This window comes from Pseudomonas sp. ABC1 (assembly GCF_013395055.1).
GTDB lineage: Bacteria > Pseudomonadota > Gammaproteobacteria > Pseudomonadales > Pseudomonadaceae > Stutzerimonas.
Genome location: NZ_CP058349.1, coordinates 3,538,318 through 3,561,997, shown reverse-complemented (window position 1 = coordinate 3,561,997; position 23,680 = coordinate 3,538,318). Strand labels below are relative to the sequence as shown.

Genomic DNA, 23,680 nt, shown 5'->3' with positions numbered 1-23,680 from the left:
TCGGGCCGAGCATGACCCGACCTCATTCTTTTATTCGCCGATGCTGATCTTCAGCCCGGCGGCTATCGCAAACGGTGTCAGGGTAACCGCAAGCGCGGTCAGGCTGGCCAGCCATAACAGATGACCGGCTACCGGCAATCCTTGCAGGGCCGCCTGCAATGCCCCGCTGCCAAGGATCAGCACCGGGATGTAGAGCGGCAGGATCAGCAGCGCCAGCAACAGGCCGCCACGCTTGAGGCCGACCGTCAGGGCGGCTCCCACCGCTCCCAGCAGGCTCAGAATCGGCGTTCCGAGCAGCAATGACAGCAACAGCACCGGGATGACCGGCAGCGGCAATCCCAGCATGAGCCCAAGCAACGGCGCCAGCAATACCAGCGCCATGCCGGAAAACGCCCAGTGTGCCAGCACCTTGGCGAGCACCAGAAGCGCCAGCGGGTGCGGCGAAACGACCCACTGCTCCAGCGAGCCATCCTCGAAATCACTGCGGAAAAGCCCGTCCAGCGAGAGCAGCACGGCCAATAGCGCTGCCACCCAGAGCAGCCCCGGGGAAATCGTTTGCAACAGTTGCGACTCCGGCCCGACCGCCAGCGGGAACAGTGCGATGACGATGGCGAAGAACACCAGCGGATTGGCCAGCTCCGCGGGGCGCCGGCACAACAGGCGTGCCTCGCGTACCAGCAGTCGATAGAACACGGAAGACAGTGACATCACGCCCTCCCTCCCTGGCCACGTCCCAGTTCAAGCTCCCGATACCCCGCCGGACGCAGTGACAGCGTGTGGTGAGTGGTCAGCAGGACCATGCCACCGGCCTCGCAATGGGCCGCCAGATGCGCTTCCAGTTGTTCGACGCCCTGGCGGTCGAGGGCCGTGAAGGGCTCGTCGAGCACCCACAGCGGCGGCGGGCTCAGATAAAGCCGCGCCAACGCCACTCGGCGCTGCTGCCCCGCCGACAGGCTGTAGCAGGGCACATCCTCGAAACCGCGCAAGCCCACTGCGGCCAGCGCATCCCAGATCGCCTCGCGGCTGGCGGGCTGGTGCAACGCGGCCAGCCAGGCCAGGTTTTCCTCGGCGCTGAGCAAGCCCTTGATGCCTGGCGCATGGCCGATCCACAGCAGGTTGCGCGCCAGATCGCCGCGCTGGCTCTGCAACGGCACCCCCTTGAGGCGCACTTCGCCAGCGGTCGGAGACATCAGCCCGCAGAGCAGGCGCAGCAGGCTGGTCTTGCCGCTGCCATTGGGGCCGGCGATCTGCAACATATCGCCAGGCGACACATTCAATTCGAGCCCGTCGAACAAAAGGCGCCAATCCCGCTCACAAGAGAGCGCTACAGCTTCGAGAAAGGGACTGGACACGACTGATCGGGCTCCTCAAGACGGGGAAGACCCTGCCGCTATAAACTGCGACAAGCCCCGGGCGGGCGGATTATACATGGCATCATTGGCCGCCGAATCCCATGCCCCCAAAAGGTTGTAAGAGCGTTTAAGCAAAGATGACCGAGATCAACACTATCCCGACCACCGCGACCAGCCAGGTCGCTCGCAGCGCCTCCGTCGCGCCTGAAACGGCTCTGCGCCTGCTACAGACGCAGGCACTTCTGGCAGCCGGGGAAAGCGCCGAGGCGGAAGTGATTTCGGTCAGACAGTCGCAGACGACGACACAGGCGCAGAACTTCGAGATGACCCTGCGCCTGACCCTGCCCAACGGCCAGCAGACGACCCTGGATGCCAGCAGCAACAAACAGGCCTCCCTGGGGAGCGCGTTCACCGTCACCGCCCTCGCCACCGATCGCCTGCAAGCCACGGCGCTGCCGGACAGCCGCCAACCGGCCAGCAGCATCGACCTCAGTCGCTTGCCCGTGGGCAGCTCGGTACAGGCCCGGGTGATCGCCAGCCAGGCGCAGCAAAGCAATGGCCAGGTGACCTACAAGGCCGTGATCAGCCTGCAGGAATCCCCCGCCATCGGTCAGAAGCTGACCATCGAATCGACCACCCCGCTATCGCCCGGCAGCCTGCTGACCGTACAGGTCCAGGGGAGCCAATCCCTCTCGCTGGTTCCTCTCAGCGGGCGTATCGAGCAATGGCTGCTCAACCAGCAACTGGATGCCCAGGGCTCGCGCCAGGCGCAGCCTCAGGAGTTGCTCAAGACCCTGCAGAACCTGGCGGGCAACCTGCCCGGCAATCTGCAAGCCGCCACCGAAAAGCTGTTGGCATTGCTGCCCGACATGCAGCAACTGAGCGACCCCAAGCTGCTGGCCCAGGCCTTGGCCAAAAGCGGTGTCTTCCTCGAGGCGAGGCTGCTGTCCGGGCAGACCCAGGGACTGGCGGACGATATGAAAGCCGCCCTGCTGCGTCTGATTGCACAACTGCCCGGTGCGCCGGGCAGCACGCCGATGGCAGCAGCTCAGATCGGAGCCGCACTGGGCCAGGCCCTGCCCGCCTTTGCCCGCTCCGCGCTGGGCGCGCTTGGCCAGGCGGGAAACCGTCAACTGGCACTGGATTTCCCGCTGAAAGGCCGGCTGCAAATGAACGCCGATGGCGAGGCCGACCTGGAGGTATTGCTGAAACTGGCCGCCGCCGCCATCTCCCGGCTACAGACCCATCAACTGTCCAGCCTGGCCCAGACCAGCACCGGTCCCGACGGCACCCAGCTCACTACCTGGCAACTGGAACTGCCCATGCGGGACCAGCGCGATATCGTACCGTTGCAGATCAAGCTGCAACGAGAAGAGAAGAACAACCAGGAAAAACAGGAAAAGAGCGACCCGCTATGGAAGGTGGAACTGGCCTTCGACATCGCCCCGCTCGGTCCCTTGCAGGTACAGGCCCAATTGTCTCGCGGCAGCATTTCCAGCCAGATATGGGCCGAGCAGGCAGAGACTGCCCGACTGGTCGACGGCGAGCTGGAACATTTGCGCGAACGCCTGGTAGCGAGCGGCCTGGCCGTCGGCGAACTCAGTTGCCGCCGTGGCACGCCCCCCCAAGGGCCACGTACCACCCTCGAACAACGCTTCGTGGACGAACGAGCATGAACACACCCCGCCAGGCGATAGCGCTGAGCTACGACGGAATCCAGACACCAACCCTCACGGCCAAGGGCGATGACCAGCTCGCGGAAGAAATCCTCGCGATCGCTCGCGAACACGAAGTGCCTATCTACGAAAACGCGGAGCTGGTAAAGCTGCTGGCCCGCATGGAACTGGGGGATGCGATCCCGGAGGCGCTGTACCGCACCATCGCGGAAATCATTGCCTTCGCCTGGTACCTGAAGGGCAAACACCCGGAAGGTTTCGGCGCGGCGACAGAGTCAGAACCCTTGTTACAGTTGGAAGGGCCCAGCGAGAAGCCAGGGGCCGCAAACGGCAAATCGAGCCGTTGATAGCGCTTGCGGCGCTATTTCTGCAGAAGTGATTTGAGACTGGATTGGCAATATCCCATGCCCAACGCGGCTAACCCGTCACCACGCGACGTACAAACAGCCTAGTCCCGCTTACCCCGGGCCTGATGCAGCTTGCTCATCAGCTCAGCCTCGGAGTGGGAGAGTCCGCACGACTGGGTCAGGTCTTCGACCGTGGCGCCCATGCCGACCAGCTTGGCGGCCTGGCTGAAGGAGAAGTTATTGGGATCACGCAGTTCAAGCTGGCCGATCTTGTCCGGCAGCGGCTCGATCAACCGACGCAGCTCGCTCAACTCGTCGCCCATGCGGACATTACCGTCCAGATAGGTGTCCAGCAGGCTGCCCAGCTCGCGGATTCGCCGGTCACGCACGGCATCGCGCTCGCCCTGACGCTGGACCTGTATCCGCTGCATTCTCAGCAGCCACAGGCACAGCCCCAGCAATCCGCAACAGCAGACGGCCAGCGCAATCACCGCTCCGACCAGCGAGGCGATCAACATCGATCAGATGCTCTCCAGTTCAGCCCACTCTTCGTCGCTCATCATTTTTTCCAGCTCGACCAGGATCAGCAACTCGTTGTTCTTGTTGCAGACGCCCTGGATGAACTTAGCCGACTCGTCGTTACCGACATTCGGCGCCGTCTCGATTTCCGACTGACGCAGGTAGACCACTTCGGCGACGCTGTCGACGAGGATACCGACAACCTGGCGGTCGGCCTCGATGATCACGATGCGGGTATTGTCGGAAACCGGCGCAGAATCCAGGCCGAAACGCTGGCGGGTGTCGATCACCGTCACCACGTTGCCGCGCAGGTTGATGATGCCCAGCACATAGTTCGGCGCACCGGGAACCGGTGCGATTTCGGTGTAACGCAGGACTTCCTGCACCTGCATGACATTGATGCCATAGGTTTCGTTGTCCAGTCGGAACGTCACCCATTGCAACACTGGATCATCAGCGCCCTGTGCCGTAGTCAGTTTCATAAGCTACCCCTCCAAGAAAACATCTGTGACGTTCTGTCTCATAGCGGCCGGTGAACCGGCCTGCAAATCCGTAACCGCCAATACCGCAATCCGCTCGCCACCACCTGAAAGGGTCAGTGCGTACCTGCCGCAGTATTGCCGATCGAAACCTTTTTTCAATACACACCGACGATTCAGCGAGCTTGCCGAGTCGCTCCGCTGATGATCATGCCAGCCAGGGAAGACACATCGAGCAAGGCACACATGTGCTCGATCACCGTGCCCGCCAGCCAGGGCCGCTGGGTACGCTGGGAGCGCCACTTGACGGCCTTCGGGTCGAGCTGGATCGAACGGCTCACCTGATGCACAGCCAGTCCCCATTCGTAGCCCTGCACGGAAATCACATACTGCAACCCACTGCGAAACTCGTCCCGGTAACGCTCCCCCATCACCCAGCGTGCGGTATCCAGCACCTTGAGGTTACCGCTGTTGCTCGGCAGGATGCCAAGGAACCAGTCAGGCTGGCCGAACAACGGGGTCAACTCCTCGCCAGCGAGGGAATGAATGCTACCCAGGCTGATCAGGGGCACGGCCAGTGTAAGGCCTGCCACGTCGAACAACAGGCACTCGAAAGGCGTCTGCCCCCACTCTGGTGCCCCACCCTCGATCAGTGGCGGCACACCCGCAGGCGGCGTGACCGGTGCAACCTGCACGGCAGGTTCGTCCAGAACGATCTGCTCGGCCACGACCGGAACAGGCTCAGCAACTGCGGCGACCGCCGTGGGCACCGTAACAGCCACTTCGACCTGAGCCACAGGCGTATCGCGCAAGCGCTCTTCCAGCACCGCCGCCTCGAACTCATCCTGGCTGATGGAATCGACGGATTCCGTCAGCAATGCGTCCAGATAGGATTGCAGTGCCTGCTGTGGGCTGGGCCGGGTCAGGACAGTCGTGCGGCTCATGGCGTCGTTCCCTGGTCGTCGGTCATCGATGCGAAGGTGCAGACGGAGAGCATCATCGGAAATGGCATATCAGGCCACCTGCGCAGCGTTGCTCAAGGTGAGCAGATGCTTGAGCAGAACCTTGTAGGCCAGCACAGCCCGACTGCTCGGGTCGAACTGGGAGGGCGTCAGGCCGGCACGGCTGGCGTCGCGCAAACGGGTGTCGATGGGGATCATCGCCTGGCAGAGATTGGCCTCGTAATCGCTGCGCAAGAGTTTCAGCGCGCTCAGAGAGGCTTGGGTACGGCGGTCGAACATCGTCGGCACGATCGTATAGGGCAGTGCCTGGCGGCGGGAGCGGTTGATCATCGCCAGGGTGCTGACCATGCGTTCGAGCCCCTTCATCGCCAGGAACTCGGTCTGCACCGGTATCACCAGTTGCTGGCTGGCGGCCAGCGCATTGACCATCAGCACACCCAGCAATGGCGGGCTGTCGATGATCGCGTAGTCGAAATCCTGCCAGAGCTGCGACAGGCTCTTGGCCACCACCAGTCCCAGGCCATTCTGGCCGCTCGACTGGCGCTCCAGCGTCGCCAGCACGGTACTCGACGGCAACAGGGAAATGCGCTCATGGCTGGTCGACAGCAGCAATTGCCAGGGCAGCCCTTCGGGCACGTTCCCTTCATGCTGGAACAGATCGAAAATGCTGCGCTCCAGGCTGTCCGGATCGTAGCCGAAATAGCTGGTCATGGACCCGTGGGGGTCGAGATCGAGCACCACGACACGCTTGCCGGCATCGGCCAGCAGGCCAGCGAGGGCAATGGACGTGGTGGTCTTGCCCACACCACCTTTTTGATTGGCGACTGCCCAGACTCTCATGCGCTTCCTTCCATCCCGGCCCACCAACTCCACCTGCGCGGTGCAACCTTGGCCGACTGTGTTTTGACAACCTTCAACGAGTCGAACCCGGTGCAGTTTGTGTGCCAGTGCGGCGCAAGGCCGCATCCGGCTTCGCATTGCTGCTGCCGACGCCACTGACACTACGGCGCACATCCAGATTGCGTGAAACGACCAGAATGACCCGGCGATTGCTCGCACGCCCTTCCGCTGTCGCATTGTCAGCCACCGGCTGGTACTCGCCATAGCCAACCGACGCCAACCGTGAGGGATTGACACCATTTCCCGCCAGGATACGCACCACACTGCTGGCGCGCGCCGCGGAAAGCTCCCAGTTGGTCGGATAGATGCTGGTGCTGATCGGCTGGTTGTCAGTGAAACCTTCGACATGCACGGGGTTTTCGAAAGGCGCCAGAATACTGGCGACCTTCTCGATCAGCTCGAAGGCATTGTCATTGGGCACTGCATCGCCACTGGGAAAGAGCAAGTTGGAACTCAGCTCGATCTCGATCCACAGCTCATTGCCACGTACTTTCAACTGCTCGCTGCCGATCAGCTCGGAAAAGGCTTCACGCACGCTGTCGGCGATGCTCTCCAGCGGGTCCTGCTCACCGGTGGATTGCGGCTCGTCGACCTGGGACACCGCTGGCGTGGTCGTCCGCGCCCGATCCTCGCCAACCGGAATCGGCTTGACCGCTTTATCGACCTGGTTGAACACCCCGACCAGAGACTCGCTGAGAATCTTGTACTTGCCCTCGTTGATCGAGGAAATCGAGTACATCACCACGAAGAAGGCGAACAGCAGCGTAATGAAATCCGCGTAGGAGACCAGCCACCGTTCGTGGTTCTCGGGCTCCTCCTGGCGTCTGCGTCGGGCCATGGTGGGTCAGTCCACGAAGCCTTGCAGCTTCAGTTCGATCGAGCGCGGGTTCTCGCCCTCGGCAATAGACAGGATGCCTTCCAGCAGCATCTCGCGGTACACCGTCTGGCGCTGCACGACGCTCTTGAGCTTGTTGCCCACCGGCAACAGCAGCAGGTTGGCCATGCCCACGCCATAGATAGTCGCCACGAATGCCACGGCGATACCACTGCCAAGCTGGCCCGGATCGGCCAGGTTGCCCATGACGTGGATCAGCCCCATCACGGCACCGATGATACCGATGGTCGGCGAATAGCCGCCCATGCTCTCGAACACCTTGGCAGCCCGCAGGTCACGGGTTTCCTGGGTGTACATGTCGACTTCCATGATGCTGCGGATGACTTCCGGCTCGGACCCATCGACCAGCAGTTGCAAGCCCTTGCGGGCATACGGATCGCGCTCGCTCTCGGCCACGGGCTCAAGGCCCAGCAGGCCTTCCTTGCGGGCGGCATTGCTCCAGCCGGTCACCTGGTTGATGCCACGCTGCAGGTCGATGGTGGGCGGGAACAGGATCCACTTGCCGATGGACAGCGCGCGCATGAACACCGCGATCGGCGTCTGCAGCAGGACCGCGCCCAACGTCCCGCCCACCACGATCAGCGCAGCCGGGCCATTGAGCAACGCGGAAATCTGGCCGCCTTCGAGGAAGTTGCCACCGACGATGGCAATGAATGCCAGGACGAGCCCGATCAGGCTGAGTACATCCATCAGCGATCACCTACCGTTTCGTTCAGGGTCGGATGCATCACAGGCAAGCCTCGGTCAGGTGCCGGCCGATGTCGTCGAGGCTGTAGACGGCGTCTTCCAGCTCGGCCTTGACGATCGCCATGGGCATGCCATAGATCACGCAGCTGGCCTCGTCCTGCGCCCAGACCTGGCTGCCCGCCTGCTTGAGCAGACGCGCGCCTTCACGCCCGTCCGCGCCCATGCCGGTCAGGACCACGGCCAGCACCTTGTCCGAGAAGGACTTGGCGGCGGAACCGAAGGTGATGTCCACGCAAGGCTTGTAATTGAGTCGCTCATCGCCCGGCAGGATGCGTACGCTGCCGCGCCCGTCGATCATCATCTGCTTGCCGCCCGGCGCCAGCAGTGCGAGACCGGGACGCAGCAGGTCGCCATCCTCGGCTTCCTTGACATTGATGCGGCACAGCTTGTCCAGGCGGTCGGCGAAGGCCTTGGTGAAGGCTGCCGGCATGTGTTGGATCAGCACGATCGGTGCCGGGAAATTGGCAGGCAACTGGGTCAGCACACGTTGCAGGGCAACCGGACCGCCCGTCGACGTGCCGATGGCCACCAGCTTGTAGGCCTTGCGCTTGGGCGCGGCCGAAGTGGCCGGCGCGGGAGTCGGCGCCGCAGGCTGAGGACGAGCACTGCCAATGGGCGAACCGGCCAGCGGTCGCGTGGCAGGTCGTGGTGCCGGCGCTGCGCTGCTGGAGCTCGAAAAACCGCTGTAGCGGCGGTTGCTGCGCGAAACGGTGTGCACCTTCTCGCAGAGCATCTGCTTGACCTTGTCCGGGTTGCGCGAAATGTCCTCGAAATTCTTCGGCAGATAATCGACCGCGCCGGCATCCAGCGCATCCAGCGTCACCCTGGCGCCTTCATGGGTCAGGGAGGAAAACATCAACACCGGCGTCGGGCAGAGCTGCATGATCTGCCGCACTGCCGTGATGCCGTCCATCATCGGCATCTCGTAGTCCATGGTGATGACATCAGGCTTCAGCGCCTGGGTGCGTTCCACGGCTTCACGGCCATTACTGGCCGTGCCAACGACCTGAATCTGCGGGTCGGATGAAAGGATTTCGGTAACGCGCCGGCGGAAAAAACCGGAATCGTCGACTACCAGCACCTTGACTACCATAAAAACTCCTAACAGCCGCCTGCGCGGCCACCCTGCAGGTCAGCCCCGGCGCGCGTAGCGCTTGAGCATGCTTGGAACATCCAGAATCAGAGCGATCCGGCCATCCCCGGTGATGGTCGCGCCAGACATGCCGGGCGTTCCTTGCAACATCTTGCCGAGCGGCTTGATGACCACTTCTTCCTGGCCGATCAACTGGTCGACGACAAAACCGATGCTCTGGTTGCCGACGCTGAGGATCACCACATGCCCCTCGCGCTGCACTTCGTGCTCGGAACCGCGCACCAGCCAGCGCTTGAGGTAGAAGAGCGGCAAGGCCTTGTCGCGCACGATCACCACTTCCTGGCCGTCGACCACGTTGGTGCGCGACAGGTCCAGGTGGAAGATCTCGTTGACGTTGACCAGCGGGAAGGCGAAGGCCTGCTGCCCCAGCATCACCATCAGGGTCGGCATGATCGCCAGCGTCAGTGGCACCTTGATGACCACACGCGTGCCCACGCCCTTGGTGGAGAACACGTTGACCGTGCCGTTGAGCTGGGAAATCTTGGTCTTGACCACGTCCATGCCGACGCCACGCCCCGACACATCGGAGATTTCCGTCTTGGTGGAAAAGCCCGGCGCGAAGATCAGGTTGTAGCACTCCAGCTCGCTCAGGCGATCGGCGGCATCCTTGTCCAGCATGCCCTTCTCGACCGCCTTGGCACGCAGGACGTTGGCATCCATCCCTTTGCCGTCGTCCGTGATCAGCAGCAGGATATGGTCACCCTCCTGTTCCGCCGACAGCACGACACGCCCGACGCGCGGCTTACCTGCCGCCTCGCGTTCTTCGGGCAGTTCGATGCCGTGGTCCGCCGAGTTGCGCACCAAGTGCACCAGCGGGTCGGCCAGGGCCTCGACCAGGTTCTTGTCCAGGTCGGTTTCTTCGCCGACCAGTTCAAGGTTGATTTCTTTCTTCAGGTTGCGTGCGATGTCGCGCACCAGCCGCGGGAAACGCCCGAAGACCTTCTTGATCGGCTGCATGCGGGTCTTCATCACCGCACTCTGCAGGTCGGCTGTCACCACATCGAGGTTTGAAACGGCCTTGGACATGGCCTCGTCGCCACTGTTGGCGCCCAGGCGTACCAGGCGGTTACGCACCAGCACCAGTTCGCCCACCATGTTCATGATGTCGTCGAGGCGCGCCGTGTCGACACGGACGGTCGTCTCGGTTTCCGGCGCACCTTTCTCGGCGGCAGGAGCCGCTGCGGCACGCTTGGGCGCCTCCGGCTTGGCGGCTGCCGGGCTGGCAGCAGGTGCTGCAGCCGGCTTGGCTGGCGCTGGCTTGCTCTCGGCAACCGGTTGGCTGGCAGGCTTTGCCGCAGCAGGTGCGGGCGCCTCGTCCGTGACGGGCGAAAACTGGCCCTTGCCATGCAACTGGTCCAGCAGGGCCTCGAACTCATCATCGGTGATGTGTTCGCCCGGCGCGGCTTCGGGCTCGACCGGAGCCGCCGGCGCCACGGCGGCTACCGCATCATTCTTCACGCTGAACTGGCCCTTGCCATGCAACTGGTCCAGAAGCGACTCGAATTCGTCATCGGTGATTTCGTCGCTGCCAGATGGCGCAGCAGCATGCACCTCCGGTGCAGCCTGCGAAATCGCGGCGGCATTGAACTGACCGTCGCCATGCAGTTGGTCCAGCAGGGACTCGAACTCCGCGTCGGTGATCTCGTCCATGCTCGTGCTGGCAGTCGGCTCGGCCACGGCATCGAGCAATTGCTCGAACTCGGTATCGGCAGTGACAGCCTCGGGCTCTGGTGGTGGGGGCGTCGGCTCGACAACGGCCTCGACGACCGGTGCCGGCGCGTCGTTCGCAGCCGGCGTGGCCAGGCGTGTCAGCGCCGCCAACAGCTCCGGCGAAGCCGGCGTCAGCTCGGTACGCTCGCGTACCTGATCGAACATCGCATTGATGGCATCCAGTGCCTGCAATACCACGTCCATCAGCTCGGAATCGACGCGGCGCTCGCCCTTGCGCATGATGTCGAAGACGTTTTCCGCGATATGGCAACACTCGACCAACTCATGCAACTGCAGGAAGCCAGCGCCCCCTTTTACCGTATGAAAGCCGCGAAAAATCGCATTGAGCAACGCCATGTCATCGGGGCTGCTCTCCAGCTCCACCAGTTGCTCTGACAATAGTTCGAGAATCTCGCCGGCCTCAACCAGAAAGTCCTGGAGGATTTCCTCGTCGGCGTCGAAGCTCATATGCACATCCCCTAAAAGCCCAGGCTCGAAAGCAGATCGTCAACATCATCCTGACCGGACACGACATCCTTACGCATATCGGCATTCATTTGCGGACCTTCACCTTTGGAAGGTTCTTTTTGTTCTTTGAGTTGCTGCTGCTCGGCCAGCATGGCATCGCGGTCATGCTGGATACCGGCGAACTGGTCGACCTGCCCGGCCATCAGCACCAGCTTGAGCAGATTGCTTTCAAGCTCGGTGATCAGGCTGGTGACACGTTTGATCACCTGGCCAGTCAGGTCCTGAAAATCCTGGGCCAGCATGATCTCGCGCAGGTTGCTCGACAGCTGCTCGCTGTCGCCCATCCCACGCTTGAGAAACTCGTCGATGCGCCGCGCCAGTTCACGGAACTGCTCGGCATTCATTTCCCGGCGCATGAAACGCTGCCAGTCGGCGGTCAGGCTTTGGGATTCATAGCTGATGTAGTTGACCAGCGGCGCGCTTTCCTCGACCAGGTCCATGGTCCGGTTGGCAGCCTTCTCGGTCATCTGCACCACATAGGAGAGCCGGTTGGTGGCATCGGTGATCTGGGAGGCTTCGGCCTCGCCACGGGTGTCGATCTCCAGCTTGACGATGGCGCTGTGCAGCTCACGCGTCAATTTACCGACTTCCTGGTACAAACCCCGGTCGCGCGTCTGGTTGAGTTTATGGATCAGCTGAACCGCGTCGTCGAAACGGCCCGCGTCGAGGCTGTCGACCAGCTCATGGGCTTCCTTGCGAAGCTCGCGCTGGAACTCGCTGATGTTTTCTTCTGCCTGCGTCATATTGCCCTCACAGCACCGATCAGCCGTTGACGCGTTCGAAAATCTTCTCGATCTTGTCCTTGAGCACCTGCGCGGTGAAAGGCTTGACCACGTAACCGTTCACCCCGGCCTGCGCCGCTTCGATGATCTGGTCGCGCTTGGCTTCGGCGGTCACCATCAGCACCGGCAGGTGCTTGAGGCGTTCGTCCGCACGCACAACACGCAGCAGATCGATGCCGCTCATGCCCGGCATGTTCCAGTCGGTGACAAGAAAATCGAAACTGCCGCTCTTGAGCATCGGCAGCGCCGTGGTGCCGTCATCGGCCTCGGCGGTGTTGGTGAACCCCAGGTCACGCAGCAGGTTCTTGATGATCCGTCGCATCGTCGAGAAGTCATCGACGATGAGGATTTTCATGTTCTTGTCCAAGTCGACCTCCATAGATCGCAAAACGCAGTCACCGCCAGGAGCGCATCCACCCCGCGAAGATAACCCATCAATTCGAACGCCATTCACTGAGGCGCGCACGCAAACGCGCGGCACACTGGCTATGCAACTGGCTGACCCTCGACTCGCTGACGCCGAGTACCTGCCCGATCTCTTTCAAGTTCAATTCTTCGTCGTAATACAAGGAGAGCACAAGCTTCTCGCGCTCGGGCAGGTTGGCGATCGCTTCGGCCAGCGAACGCTGGAAGCGCTCATCCTCGAGATCACGAAAGGGCTCAGGATGGGCGCTGTCGGCATCCTCGCCGAACTCGCCGTGTTCTCCCTGGAGCAGATCGTCGAAACTGAACAACCGGCTGCCCAGGGTATCGCCCAGCATGCCGTAGTAGTCGTCCAGGCTGACCTCAAGCTCGGCAGCGACCTCCTGGTCACGCGCATCGCGCCCGGTGCGCGCCTCGACGGCACGGATCGCCTCGCTGACCATACGGGAGTTGCGATGCACCGAACGGGGCGCCCAATCGCCCTTGCGTATCTCATCGAGCATCGCCCCGCGGATACGGATACCGGCATAGGTCTCGAAGCTCGCCCCTTTGCCCATGTCGTACTTTTTCGCAGCTTCCAGAAGGCCGATCATCCCGGCCTGCATCAGGTCGTCGACCTGGACGCTGGCGGGCAAACGCGCCAACAGGTGATAGGCAATACGCTTGACCAATGGCGCATATTGCTCGACCAACCGGTATTGTTCGTCCCTGCCCTGGCTCTTGCTGTAATACATGCCCAATCCAGCCGCTGTCATTCGTGGGGGTCTACCGCGGGGGAAATCAAGCGCTCGACAAAGAACTCCAGATGACCGCGCGGCGTGCTGGGCAGCGGCCAGGTATCGACCTTCTGGGCGATACTCTTGAACGCCAGCGCGCACTTGGAACGCGGATAGGCTTCATAGACTGCTCGCTGCTTCTGCACGGCCTTGCGCGTCGTCTCGTCGTAAGGCACCGCGCCGACGTATTGTAAAGCCACATCGAGAAAGCGTTCGGTGACCTTGGTCAGTTTGGAGAACAGATTACGGCCTTCCTGAGGGGAGTGAGCCATGTTCGCCAGCACGCGGAAGCGGTTGACGCCGTAGTCGCGGTTGAGCAGCTTGATCAGCGCATAGGCATCGGTGATCGAGGTGGGCTCGTCGGTGACCACCAGCAGCACTTCCTGGGCGGCACGCACGAAGCTGATCACGGCATCGCCAATACCGGCAGCGGTGTCGATGATGAGAACGTCCAGGTCATCGCTGATCTCGCTGAACGCCTGGATCAGCCCTGCATGCTGCAGCGAGGTCAGTTGCACCATGCTCTGGGTGCCGGAAGCGGCCGGCACGATACGGATGCCGCCCGGTCCCTGCACCAGTACGTCACGCAGGTCACAGTCACCGGCGACGACGTCCGCCAGCGTGCGCTTGGTCGTCAGCCCCAGCAGGACATCCACATTGGCCAGGCCGAGATCGGCGTCGAGCAAGACGACGCGACGACCAAGGTCCGCCAGCGCAAGCGCCAGGTTGACCGACACATTGGTCTTGCCGACACCACCTTTGCCGCCGGTCACCGCAATAACCTGTACGGGATGCATACCCATCTTCAAACGCCTATATCCTGCTTGGGCCACGGGGCCGGAGACGCGCTCCCGAGAAGCGCTTCTTTATTGTCTTTTTGCCACATCGTCTATCTGCCGCGCCAGCGTTCAACCAACCTGCCGCGAGCCTTCGTTGTAAAGGCCGGTGAACATGTCGGCCATGGTGTCCTCGCTGGGGTCCTCCTCCGACTGCAGACTCACCGCCCGGCTGATCAGTGCATGGCTACGCGGTAAATGCAGGTCTTCCGGGATTCTCGGCCCATCGGCCAAATAAGCTATCGGCAGATGCTGGCTGATCGTTAGCCCCAGCACGTCACCCAGGCTACCGGCCTCGTCCAGCTTGGTCAGGATGCAGCCGGCCAGGCCGCAACGACGGTAGTTGTGCCAGGCTGCCTTGAGCACCTGGCTCTGGCTGGTCGCTGCCAGTACCAGATAATTCTTCGACTTGATGCCGCGATCGGAGAGCGCCTGCAACTGCATGCGCAACATCGGGTCGCTGGCCGGCAGGCCGGCGGTGTCGATCAGGATCACACGCTTGCGCGCCAGCGGGGCCAGGGTCTTGGCCAGCGGCTGCGACGGGTCGACCTGGATCACCGGGACATCGAGGATGCGCCCCAGGGTCTTGAGCTGTTCCTGGGCGCCGATGCGGTAATTGTCCATGCTCGCCAGGGCAATGTTCTGCGGACCGTACTTGAGCACATAACGCGCCGCCAGCTTGGCCAGGGTGGTGGTCTTGCCGACACCGGCAGAGCCCACCAGGGCGATGACGCCGCCCTCTTCGAGCGGCTCGACCTTGCTGACCTTGATCGACTGCGACAGATGCCCCAGCAGCATGCGCCAGGCCTGGCGCGGCTCGGTGATGGCGGCGACTTTCTCCAGCAGGCTGCGCGACAGGTCGGCTGGCAGACCAACCCGCTGCAAACGCCGCCACAGGCTGACCTGTTGCGGCCGACGGCTCTTTTCCTGTCCCCAGGCGATGGAACCCAACTGGACTTCGATCAGTTCGCGCAGGCCATGCAGTTCGGAGCGCATGGCCTCGATGACTTGCGGGGCAGCGGCCGGCGCCTTGGCGACTGCCGGCTGAGGGCGCGCGGCGGCGGCCGGGGCTGCGGTCTTTTTCTTCTCGTCGCTGACCTGGCGCGGCTGGCGTGGCGCAGCGCTCTTCAGCTCGGCATGAGCAGTGGCGATGCGCGTCTGGGTCTTGCGCAGTTCGTCTTCGAGCGCAGGGCTGGGCTGTTTGGCCGAGGAAGCGTTCATCGGGTAATCGAGCACGGCCGTCAGCTCAACGCCGCCTGCGACCCGGCGATTGCCGATGATCACTGCATCCGCGCCCAGCTCGTCACGCACCATTTTCATGGCGATGCGCATATCGGCAGCGAAGAAACGTTTGACCTGCATGGCCTTTACCCTCGGTTAATTCTGCCCCACCGTCGCAACGATGGTGACTTGCTTGTTGTCCGGTATTTCCTGATATGCCAGTACGTGCATATTCGGAACCGACAGCCGTGCGAAACGTGACAACATGGCCCGGATCGGCCCGGCCACCAACAGGATGACCGGCTTACCGAGCATTTCCTGGCGTTGCGCGGCATTCACCAGGGAACGCTGCAGCTTTTCCGCCATACCCGGCTCTAGCAAAACGCCATCATCCGCGCCCTGCCCAGCCTTCTGCAAGCTACTCAGCAAAATCTGTTCCAACCTTGGCTCAAGGGTTATCACAGGCAGCTCTGGCTCAAGCCCCACAAGGTTTTGCACGATTGCCCGGGACAGCGCGACCCTGACCACGGCCACCATAGCGGCGGGATCTTGACTCTTTGCCCCCGAGTTGGCGATGGCTTCGGCGATGGTGCGGATATCGCGCACCGGTACCTGCTCCTGCAGCAGCGCCTGCAACACCTTGAGCAGCGTCGACAGCGACACCATGCCGGGAACCAGTTCCTCGGCCAGCTTGGGCGAGTTCTTCGCCAGCAATTGCATCAGTTGCTGGACTTCTTCGTGACCGATCAGCTCGTGGGCATGCTTGTAGAGCACCTGATTGAGGTGCGTGGCGACCACGGTGCTGGCATCCACCACCGTATAACCCAGCGATTGCGCCTGCTCACGCTGGCTGACCTCGATCCAGACGGCCTCCAGGCCGAAAGCCGGGTCCTTGGCACTGATGCCATTGAGCGGCCCGAACACCTGCCCCGGATTGATCGCCAACTCTCGATCAGGATAGACCTCGGCCTCAGCCAGGCTCACCCCCATCAGCGTCAGGCGATAGGCATTGGGCAGCAGGTCGAGGTTGTCGCGGATATGCACGGACGGCATCAGGAAACCCAGGTCCTGGGATAGCTTCTTGCGTACGCCCTTGATGCGCGTCAGCAACTGCCCGCCCTGGTTGCGATCCACCAATGGAATCAGGCGGTAACCCACTTCGAGTCCGACCATGTCCACCGGCGTGACATCATCCCAGCCCAACTCCTTGGTCTCGGCGGTACGCTGGGCCGGCAGCATTTCCAGTTGCTTCTGCTCTTCCTCGACCTTGACCTTCTTCGCCTCGGTGGTCTTTTTCCAGATCAGCCAGGCAGCCAGGGCCGCCAGCGACCCGAGCCCGACAAAGGGCACGTGCGGCATGCCCGGCACCAACCCCATGGCAATAAGGATCGTAGCGGCGATACCCAATGCCTTGGGCGAAGCGAACATCTGCCGACTGACCTGCTGCCCCATATCTTCGGAGCTTGATACACGAGTCACCATGATCGCCGCGGAGGTCGACAGCAGCAGAGAGGGAATCTGCGCAACCAACCCGTCACCGATCACCAGCAGGCAGTAGATCTTTCCCGCATCACCAAATGACAGTCCATGTTGCAGCACGCCGATGGCGATACCACCGAGCAGCGTCACGAACATGATCAGCAGGCCGGCGACCGCATCACCGCGCACGAACTTGCTGGCACCGTCCATGGAACCGTAGAAGTCGGCTTCCTGGGCCACCTCGGCACGGCGGATCTTGGCTTCGGCCTGGTCGATGATGCCGGCATTCAGGTCGGCGTCGATCGCCATCTGCTTGCCCGGCATGGCATCCAGGGTGAAACGCGCACTGACCTCGGAAATCCGCCCGGCGCCCTTGGTCACCACGACGAAGTTGATGATCACCAGGATCGCGAACACCACCGCACCGACCACATAGTTGCCTCCGATCACCACCTCACCGAAGGCCTGGATCACCTTGCCCGCAGCGTCATGCCCCTCCTGGCCATGCAGCAGCACGACACGGGTCGAAGCGATGTTCAGCGACAGGCGCAGCAGCGTGGCCACCAGCAGGATGGTCGGGAAGACCGCAAAGTCCAGGGGACGCAAGGCATACACACTGACCAGCAGAACCACGATGGACAGTGCGATGTTGAAGGTGAACAGCACATCCAGCAGGAACGGCGGGACAGGCAGGGTCATCATGGCCAACATGGCCAGCACCAACAACGGTACCCCGAGGTTGCCGCGACCGGCCCCCAGCATGTTGTTGCGCATATTGATCAGTTGCGCGCGATCCAACGTGACCCCCAGACATAGACAAACTATTGACGCAGAACGTCTTACCGCCGGGATATAGCAAGAAGGGGTCCAACTTTGCGGCACCTGGGAAGGTGTCCATCCATCCGCAGCGTCGCGAACCCTGCCAATACGCAGTGAACATGAGAAAAATATAACTCGTCGTTCCCGCGCAGGCGCACTACTGTCCGGTACGAATTTTGCGGTCGATGTTGAAAGGCTTGTGAAACCTGGGAGTACGGCTTAAACCGTAGAGCGCCAACTCAATCTCGCAGGTTTCACAAGGTGTTCAGAATAAGCCGGTTCCACGATCTACTCAAAGCCCTCCCACGTGGTGTATTTGATCGCGCTGTCGTTCAGCAAGACGCGGACAGTCACAGCCGACGCTTTACAAGCTGGGATCACCTAGTTGCGATGCTATACGCCCACCTGTCTGGGGCCGGCAGCCTGCGTGAGCTCGAGTCCAGCTTCAATAGCCAGCCCAATCACCACTATCACTTGGGAACGTCTGCGATCAGACGTTCAACACTGGCCGAAGCCAATGGGAGACGCTGTCCAGAGGTTTTCGCCCAAGCGGCGCAGTACCTGATGGCGTGCACCAGTCGGCAACAACGCAGGGACACAAAAGAGCTGCTGTACCTATTGGACTCGACCTCCATCACCCTGAAGGGCTCAGGCTTTGACGACTGGACGTTATCGGATCGAACACGCCGAACTCAGGGGGTCAAAGTCCATGTGCAGTACGCCAACCACTGCGCAGCCCCTGTGGATTGCCGTTTCAGTGCCGCCAATGTCAACGATATCGAAGTCGGCAAGAGCCTGGAGATTGAGCCTTACGCCACCTATGTATTCGACAAAGGCTATTGCGATTACAACTGGTGGGCCCGCCTGGAGGAGAACAAGGCTCGCTTCGTGACACGGTTCAAGTACAACGCGGGGCTCAAGGTTCTTTCCTCGCGCGAGGTTGCCGACGGGGAACAGGGCGTGATTTTGCAGGATGAGCACGTCAGGTTTGCCCATCGACATCCGGGTGGGAAACGCATCAATCACTACGAAAAACCGTTACGTCGCATCGTCGTTCACCGCCCGGAGCATGATCGTCCGCTGATCCTGGCGACCAACGACCTAGAGAGCCCAGCGGCGGATATTGCTGAGCTTTACCGCCGTCGCTGGCGAATCGAATTGTTCTTCAAATGGATCAAGCAGCACTTGAAGATCAAGCAGTTTCTGGGGCGTAGCGAAAATGCGGTACGCATTCAGATTCTCTGCGCCTTGATCAGCTACCTGCTGCTGAGCCTTCACCGGATGCTGACAGGTGAAAAGAAGAGTCTGTGGATGTTTATGGTGGAGGTGCGCTCAACACTGCTACAGCGTCCAGAGATAGAGGTTGAGCGTTATCGAAAGCGACAGGCGCAAAAACAAGAAATCGAGCAACGACAGGGACAGCTATTCCTTGCATAAGGAGTGCCGGACAGCAGTGCGCGCAGGCGGGAACCCAGGTGCCACGGTCGTATGCTCACCCACTCCCTGCTGTCACCGCCGAAAACGGCTGTGCGGTTTCCAGGTAGCGGCAAGGCATTTCAACACCAGCACATCACCAGGAAACAAAAGCTAACGAGTTATATTCTCGAATAGACTCGACTTCCATGCTATCAATCCACGCCGTCCCTCCGACCGGCGAACCTGTTCAGCATCACGCAGTCGGAAACAAGTCACCCTTCCCCTACCAAGACAAGGAGTTCTCGATGAAACCCTGGATCATCGCCCTACTGACCGGCTGTACCGCACTTGGCGCCCATGCCAGCACCCTGACCATTCCGGTCAGCACCGTCGATGCCAAGGGCGTCGGCCAGTCGCTGGGCAACGTCAGCGTGGAAAGCAGCGCCTACGGCCTGGTATTTCGCCCGAACCTGAGCGGACTCGAACCCGGCATTCATGGCTTCCATATCCACGCCAAGGGTAACTGCGATACCGCCGAAATCGACGGCAAGGTCACACCAGCGGGCGCCGCGGGCGGCCACTGGGACCCGAAGAACACCGGCAAGCACGGTGAACCCTGGGGTGACGGCCACCAAGGCGACCTGCCAGCTCTGCTGGTGACCGCCGACGGCAAGGCCAGCCAGCCGGTCCTGGCACCGCGCCTGAAAAACCTCGACGAGATCAAGGGCCTGGCGCTGATGGTGCACCAGGGCGGCGACAACCACTCCGACCACCCTGCCCCGCTGGGCGGTGGCGGCGCGCGCATCGCCTGTGGCGTGATCAAGTAACTCCGCGAAGAAGCGAGGCCGGTGGCGAAGCCTTCACCACCGGCTCAGCAGTTGGCCTCGGAACCTGTCCAGCGTTTCGAACCCGTGCTCAGCCCTGCTGGCCCTTCTCCAGAATGTGGCACATGGCGGTCTTGAGCTTCATCGGCCGCACAGGCTTGTGCATCAGCATATGCCCCAGCTCCCGCACCTGCTGCTTGAGGTCGTTGCTGTAGTTGGCGGTGATCATCAGCGCCGGCAACGGCGTAGAGCGGCGCGCGTTGACCGTGGTCACCACATCGATGCCCGTATGGCCGTTGTCCAGGTGATAGTCCGCGATGATCATGTCGGCCTCGTCATGGAAGTTGTCCACCTGCCGCGCCAGATCGCTTTCCGAGAGCGCCGTGATGACCCGGCAACCCCAGCCTTCCAGCAAAGTGCGCATACCGGCACAGATCGCCGTGTCGTTATCCAGCACCCAGACCCGCGCACCCTGCAAATGCTCCACCAGCAGCGTGGAGGTACAGGTTTCGCTGCGCACCCGTGACGCCCGCCGCGCCAGCGGCACCTCGACGGAAAAACACGACCCCCGCCCAGGCTGTGAACGCACCTGGATACGATGCCCGAGCATGCGCGCGATCTTCTCGACGATGGCCAGGCCGAGGCCAAGCCCCCGGTCCTGCCCTGGCAAGGCCGTGTCGCCGCGCTTGAACTCCTGGAATATCTCCTCGAGCTTGTCTTCGGCGATGCCCATGCCGGTGTCCCAGACTTCGATGGACAGGCTCTGCCGGCGCCGACGGCAACCCAGCAGGATACGCCCCGTCGAGGTGTAGCGAATGGCGTTGGTCAACAGGTTGCGCAGAATACGCGCAAGCAACTGGATGTCGGTGCGCACCAGCGCCGAGCAGCCGACGAAATCCAGCGCCAGCCCTTCGGTTCCGGCCAGTTGGCGGAATTCCAGGGCCAGGTTCTCCAGCAACTCGCTGACCGCGAACGAGGCGATATCGGGCTTGATCACCCCGGCATCCAGCTTGGAAATATCCACCAGGGTGCCCAGCAGATTCTCCACGTCCTCCAGCGAATTGCTGATATTGCGGATCAGTCCGCCGCTCGGCCCGGTATCCCGGTCCAGCAAGGCGCTGGTGAACAGCCGCGCCGCGTTCAACGGCTGCAACAGGTCATGGCTGACCGCCGCGAGGAACTTGGTCTTCGACAGGTTGGCCAGTTCCGCCTCGCGCTTGGCCTCTCGCAGGCGCGCCTCGACGTGGGTGCGCTCGTCGATCTCGCACAGCAGTTGCTCATTGAGGCTGGTCAGTTCCGCCGTGCGCTCGCGCACGCGCTGCTCCAGGTTCTGGTAGGCCTGGTGCAGCGCCTCGGCCGTGCGGCGGCGGTCGGTGATGTCCTGGATCAGCACGAAAATACCGGCCACGTCGCCGCTGGCCAGCCGGTTCGGCACATAGGAGCGCAGCATGTAGCGCTGCTGCCCGGCATGGTTGTACTCGGCAATCTCGAAACTGACACTCTCGCCCGACAGCGCCCGCTCGATATAAGGCTCCAGTTGGTGCCAGTGCTCACCGCTGTGGATTTCGCGCAGGCTCTGGCCCAGCATGCCGTCGCTGGGCCAGCGGTACCATTCCTCGTAGACCTTGTTGGTGAACTCGTAGGTGAGATCAGCGGACACATAGGCGATCAGCGCCGGCACATGGTCGGTGATCAGGCGAATCCAGCGCTCGCTTTCGCGCAGGGCTTCGGCATGCTGGTAACGCTCGGTGATGTCGGTGAAGGTGTTCACATAACCGCCGGTGGGCAGCGGATGCGTGCGAATCTCCAGCATGCGGCCATCGAACAGGCGCTGCTCCACTTCCTCGACCGGGTGCCCGTCGGCGTCCAGCGTCAGCGGCGTCAGCAGCTCCAGTTCGCTCTCGGCCATGACCTCCTCGAACGGGCGGTGCGCTTCAATCGGCGCCAGCCCCGAAAGCTCGAGAAAACGCCGGTTCCACAGCTCCAGCGCCCCTTCCGCACCGACCATTGCCACACCCTGGGACAGGTTGTCCACGGCCCGCTGCAGCAACCGCGACTTTTGCGCCAGCGCCTGTTCACGGCGCATTGTTTCGCTGACCTTGACCTCGGTGATGTCGGTGTAGAGGATCACCAGCCCGCCTTCACGGGTCGGACGCTCGCTCACCTGCATCCAGCGCCCGCTGTTCAGTCGGTAGACCGTCGGCTCATTGCCCTTGCCACGGTGTTCCTCGGCCACCAGCCCGGTGCTGTCGACCAGGCGCCGCACTTCGGCCAGGCGCATGCCACTGCCGATACGCGCGCCGGTACGGTGCCAGAGTGCCTTGAAGCGCTTGTTGAACAGCACGATGCGCTGCTCGCGGTCATACAGGACGAACGCATCGGAAATGCTCTCGATGGCATCGACCAGGTGCTGGTGCGCCGTCTCCGCGCGCAGGCGGGCATCGCTGAGCAATTTGTTGCTGGCCTTCAGTTCGGCCATCGCCTGGTTCAGCGCATCGGTGCGCTCACGCACCTGTTCGGCCAGTTCCACCGAATGCTGGAAGGCGGCGTAGGACGCATCGCGCCCGGAGGCGCCGGTTTCGATCCGCTCGATCAGCGCGGCATTGATACGCCGCAGCTTGTGGTTTTCCCGCTCAAGAACAGCCAGCCGCTCATGCAGCGCGTCCTCCGGGACGTCCAATGGCGACACCGGTGAACGTCTGGTTGATGTGCGTGCCATTGAACTGTTCTCCGTAGGTGTTGAAACCGATCACCCGCTGGCGTCGGAGGAAAGCAGACACTTCATCGCCACCACCCTGGCTCTCGACCTCCAGGCGCCGCAGGAAACAGTCACAGCCGATGGTCAGCAAGGGCGGCCCGAGGCGCTGCTCCAGGCGCTGGAACAGTGTCTCCAGGTTCGGCATCAGCGGCCCGGGGTGCATGGCGGTCAGCACGATGCCGTTTTCCACGGCGCAGTAGAACGTCAGGCTCAGGTCGTCGTTGACCTTCTGGATCGCTCGCACGTAGTACTGCTCATTGATGCGAACGGCCAGCGGATGGGCGGCAAACAGGCGATGGTCCAGCTCGCTGACGGAAACACCGATCAGCCGCGCATACTCCTCCGCGGCCGGCTCGGCGTTCAGCTCGAAAACCTGGCGCATCTGACTATCGGCACGGGTGACCACCAGCTTTTCATGCCGGGGCAGGATGTGGTGGGTGGTGAACACCTCGAAATCCAGCCAGGTATTCACCAGCACCACGATGGCCGCGCCCGAATGGAAGCGCCCTTCGTAGTAGACGTGGGTGTCAGCCAGGTGGTTGTCGTCCCCGGCCGAGCCACCGAAATGCGGGATGCTGCCGAAGGCCGCGCTCAATGCCGCCAGCACCACTTCTTCGCGGCTGGAAAGGCCATCGAGCAGGGTCAGGGCGAAGCTGTGATCCTTGAGCGGTGCCAGGGAATTGCTGCGGCAGGTGCTGCCCAGGCGCTCCACCAGTTGCTGGGCATCCACCAGGCTGAAGCGCTCCATCTCGTCGATCAGCTCACAAGCGATGGAGAAACTGCGGTGGTCGAAACCGATGGCGCTGACGCAACTGCGGTTATAGCCCTGGGCGGTGATCTCCCCGGCGGACGTGCAGCCCACCAGGCGAACGCCGCCGAAGTAGTTCTGCAATGCATCGCCCAAGGCGGCCAGGTCGTACTCGGCCGAACAGAAGAAGAGCACGAACCCCAGGTGCGGGTGCATAAGCTGCCGGGCCAGGTCCTGCGCGACGGTTTCGGCCAGGCGCGCCTCCGACATGGCGGTGCGTATCACGTCGTTCTGCGTTTCTGTCACGCGCCATACTCCCGGCCCAATCCC

At 62.3% G+C, this 23,680-nt stretch carries 22 protein-coding genes; 4 read left to right on the top strand and 18 right to left on the bottom strand.

Features of this window, described 5'->3' with window-relative positions; genetic code table 11:
• Positions 1-30 precede the first annotated feature (30 nt).
• Both ccmB and ccmA read right to left on the bottom strand, forming a co-directional pair.
• Complete coding sequence (gene ccmB, locus HW090_RS15615) at positions 31-702, bottom strand: heme exporter protein CcmB (RefSeq protein WP_179114934.1); 672 nt, start codon at positions 700-702, stop codon at positions 31-33.
• Between the two features lie 5 nt (positions 703-707).
• Entirely contained in the window at positions 708-1,352 is a 645-nt protein-coding gene (ccmA, locus tag HW090_RS15610) for a cytochrome c biogenesis heme-transporting ATPase CcmA (protein ID WP_179114389.1), read from the bottom strand.
• Between the two features lie 137 nt (positions 1,353-1,489).
• Here ccmA and HW090_RS15605 point away from each other — a divergent pair, with 137 nt between their 5' ends.
• Together HW090_RS15605 and HW090_RS15600 are read left to right on the top strand one after the other, a co-directional pair.
• Positions 1,490-3,028 carry a flagellar hook-length control protein FliK gene (locus HW090_RS15605; protein WP_179114388.1) on the top strand — a complete coding sequence of 513 codons (1,539 nt, stop codon included), beginning with the start codon at positions 1,490-1,492 and terminating at the stop codon, positions 3,026-3,028.
• Complete coding sequence (locus HW090_RS15600) at positions 3,025-3,375, top strand: EscU/YscU/HrcU family type III secretion system export apparatus switch protein (RefSeq protein WP_179114387.1); 351 nt, start codon at positions 3,025-3,027, stop codon at positions 3,373-3,375. The genes HW090_RS15605 and HW090_RS15600 overlap by 4 nt, the downstream gene beginning before the upstream one ends.
• Before the next feature lie 101 nt (positions 3,376-3,476).
• Here HW090_RS15600 and HW090_RS15595 read toward each other — a convergent pair whose 3' ends face one another.
• From HW090_RS15595 to flhA, 14 genes are all read right to left on the bottom strand, one after another.
• The gene (locus tag HW090_RS15595; RefSeq protein ID WP_179114386.1) at positions 3,477-3,893 is read right to left on the bottom strand and encodes a DUF2802 domain-containing protein; all 417 of its coding nucleotides are present in this window, start codon (positions 3,891-3,893) and stop codon (positions 3,477-3,479) included.
• A gap of 3 nt (positions 3,894-3,896) precedes the next feature.
• Positions 3,897-4,376 carry a chemotaxis protein CheW gene (locus HW090_RS15590; RefSeq protein ID WP_179114385.1) on the bottom strand — a complete coding sequence of 160 codons (480 nt, stop codon included), beginning with the start codon at positions 4,374-4,376 and terminating at the stop codon, positions 3,897-3,899.
• 173 nt (positions 4,377-4,549) lie between these two features.
• Entirely contained in the window at positions 4,550-5,317 is a 768-nt protein-coding gene (locus tag HW090_RS15585; protein ID WP_179114384.1) for a CheW domain-containing protein, read from the bottom strand.
• Positions 5,318-5,386: 69 nt separating this feature from the next.
• Entirely contained in the window at positions 5,387-6,175 is a 789-nt protein-coding gene (locus HW090_RS15580; RefSeq protein WP_179114383.1) for a ParA family protein, read from the bottom strand.
• 73 nt (positions 6,176-6,248) lie between these two features.
• Positions 6,249-7,073 (bottom strand): flagellar motor protein MotD, encoded by an 825-nt coding sequence (gene motD / locus HW090_RS15575; protein ID WP_179114382.1) that lies wholly within the window; start codon positions 7,071-7,073, stop codon positions 6,249-6,251.
• Between the two features lie 6 nt (positions 7,074-7,079).
• Entirely contained in the window at positions 7,080-7,820 is a 741-nt protein-coding gene (locus tag HW090_RS15570) for a flagellar motor protein (protein WP_179114381.1), read from the bottom strand.
• Between the two features lie 37 nt (positions 7,821-7,857).
• On the bottom strand, positions 7,858-8,970 hold the full coding sequence (locus HW090_RS15565) for a chemotaxis response regulator protein-glutamate methylesterase (RefSeq protein ID WP_179114380.1): 1,113 nt from the start codon (positions 8,968-8,970) through the stop codon (positions 7,858-7,860).
• A 39-nt stretch (positions 8,971-9,009) separates the two neighbouring features.
• Positions 9,010-11,208, bottom strand: coding sequence for a chemotaxis protein CheA (locus tag HW090_RS15560; RefSeq protein WP_179114379.1), 2,199 nt, complete (start codon positions 11,206-11,208; stop codon positions 9,010-9,012).
• Positions 11,209-11,219: 11 nt separating this feature from the next.
• Entirely contained in the window at positions 11,220-12,011 is a 792-nt protein-coding gene (locus HW090_RS15555; RefSeq protein ID WP_179114378.1) for a protein phosphatase CheZ, read from the bottom strand.
• 19 nt (positions 12,012-12,030) lie between these two features.
• Positions 12,031-12,405 (bottom strand): chemotaxis response regulator CheY, encoded by a 375-nt coding sequence (locus tag HW090_RS15550; RefSeq protein ID WP_179114377.1) that lies wholly within the window; start codon positions 12,403-12,405, stop codon positions 12,031-12,033.
• 79 nt (positions 12,406-12,484) lie between these two features.
• The gene (locus HW090_RS15545) at positions 12,485-13,228 is read right to left on the bottom strand and encodes an RNA polymerase sigma factor FliA (RefSeq protein ID WP_256930687.1); all 744 of its coding nucleotides are present in this window, start codon (positions 13,226-13,228) and stop codon (positions 12,485-12,487) included.
• Positions 13,225-14,052, bottom strand: coding sequence for a flagellar synthesis regulator FleN (gene fleN / locus HW090_RS15540; RefSeq protein ID WP_179114375.1), 828 nt, complete (start codon positions 14,050-14,052; stop codon positions 13,225-13,227). The genes HW090_RS15545 and fleN overlap by 4 nt, the downstream gene beginning before the upstream one ends.
• A 105-nt stretch (positions 14,053-14,157) precedes the next feature.
• On the bottom strand, positions 14,158-15,447 hold the full coding sequence (gene flhF, locus HW090_RS15535; RefSeq protein WP_179114374.1) for a flagellar biosynthesis protein FlhF: 1,290 nt from the start codon (positions 15,445-15,447) through the stop codon (positions 14,158-14,160).
• A gap of 15 nt (positions 15,448-15,462) precedes the next feature.
• Positions 15,463-17,583, bottom strand: coding sequence for a flagellar biosynthesis protein FlhA (gene flhA / locus HW090_RS15530; protein ID WP_179114373.1), 2,121 nt, complete (start codon positions 17,581-17,583; stop codon positions 15,463-15,465).
• A 282-nt stretch (positions 17,584-17,865) separates the two neighbouring features.
• Here flhA and HW090_RS15525 point away from each other — a divergent pair, with 282 nt between their 5' ends.
• Entirely contained in the window at positions 17,866-19,041 is a 1,176-nt protein-coding gene (locus HW090_RS15525; RefSeq protein ID WP_179114372.1) for an IS4 family transposase, read from the top strand.
• 284 nt (positions 19,042-19,325) lie between these two features.
• A complete protein-coding gene (gene sodC, locus HW090_RS15520) occupies positions 19,326-19,847 on the top strand; it encodes a superoxide dismutase family protein (RefSeq protein ID WP_179114371.1) in 522 nt (173 codons plus the stop codon).
• Positions 19,848-19,935: 88 nt separating this feature from the next.
• Here sodC and nahK read toward each other — a convergent pair whose 3' ends face one another.
• Together nahK and nosP are read right to left on the bottom strand one after the other, a co-directional pair.
• Positions 19,936-22,563: a hybrid sensor histidine kinase/response regulator NahK/ErcS' gene (nahK, locus tag HW090_RS15515; RefSeq protein ID WP_179114370.1), complete on the bottom strand. Its 2,628-nt coding sequence runs from the start codon at positions 22,561-22,563 to the stop codon at positions 19,936-19,938.
• The gene (gene nosP / locus HW090_RS15510; protein ID WP_373416402.1) at positions 22,496-23,620 is read right to left on the bottom strand and encodes a nitric oxide-sensing protein NosP; all 1,125 of its coding nucleotides are present in this window, start codon (positions 23,618-23,620) and stop codon (positions 22,496-22,498) included. The genes nahK and nosP overlap by 68 nt, the downstream gene beginning before the upstream one ends.
• Positions 23,621-23,680 lie beyond the last annotated feature (60 nt).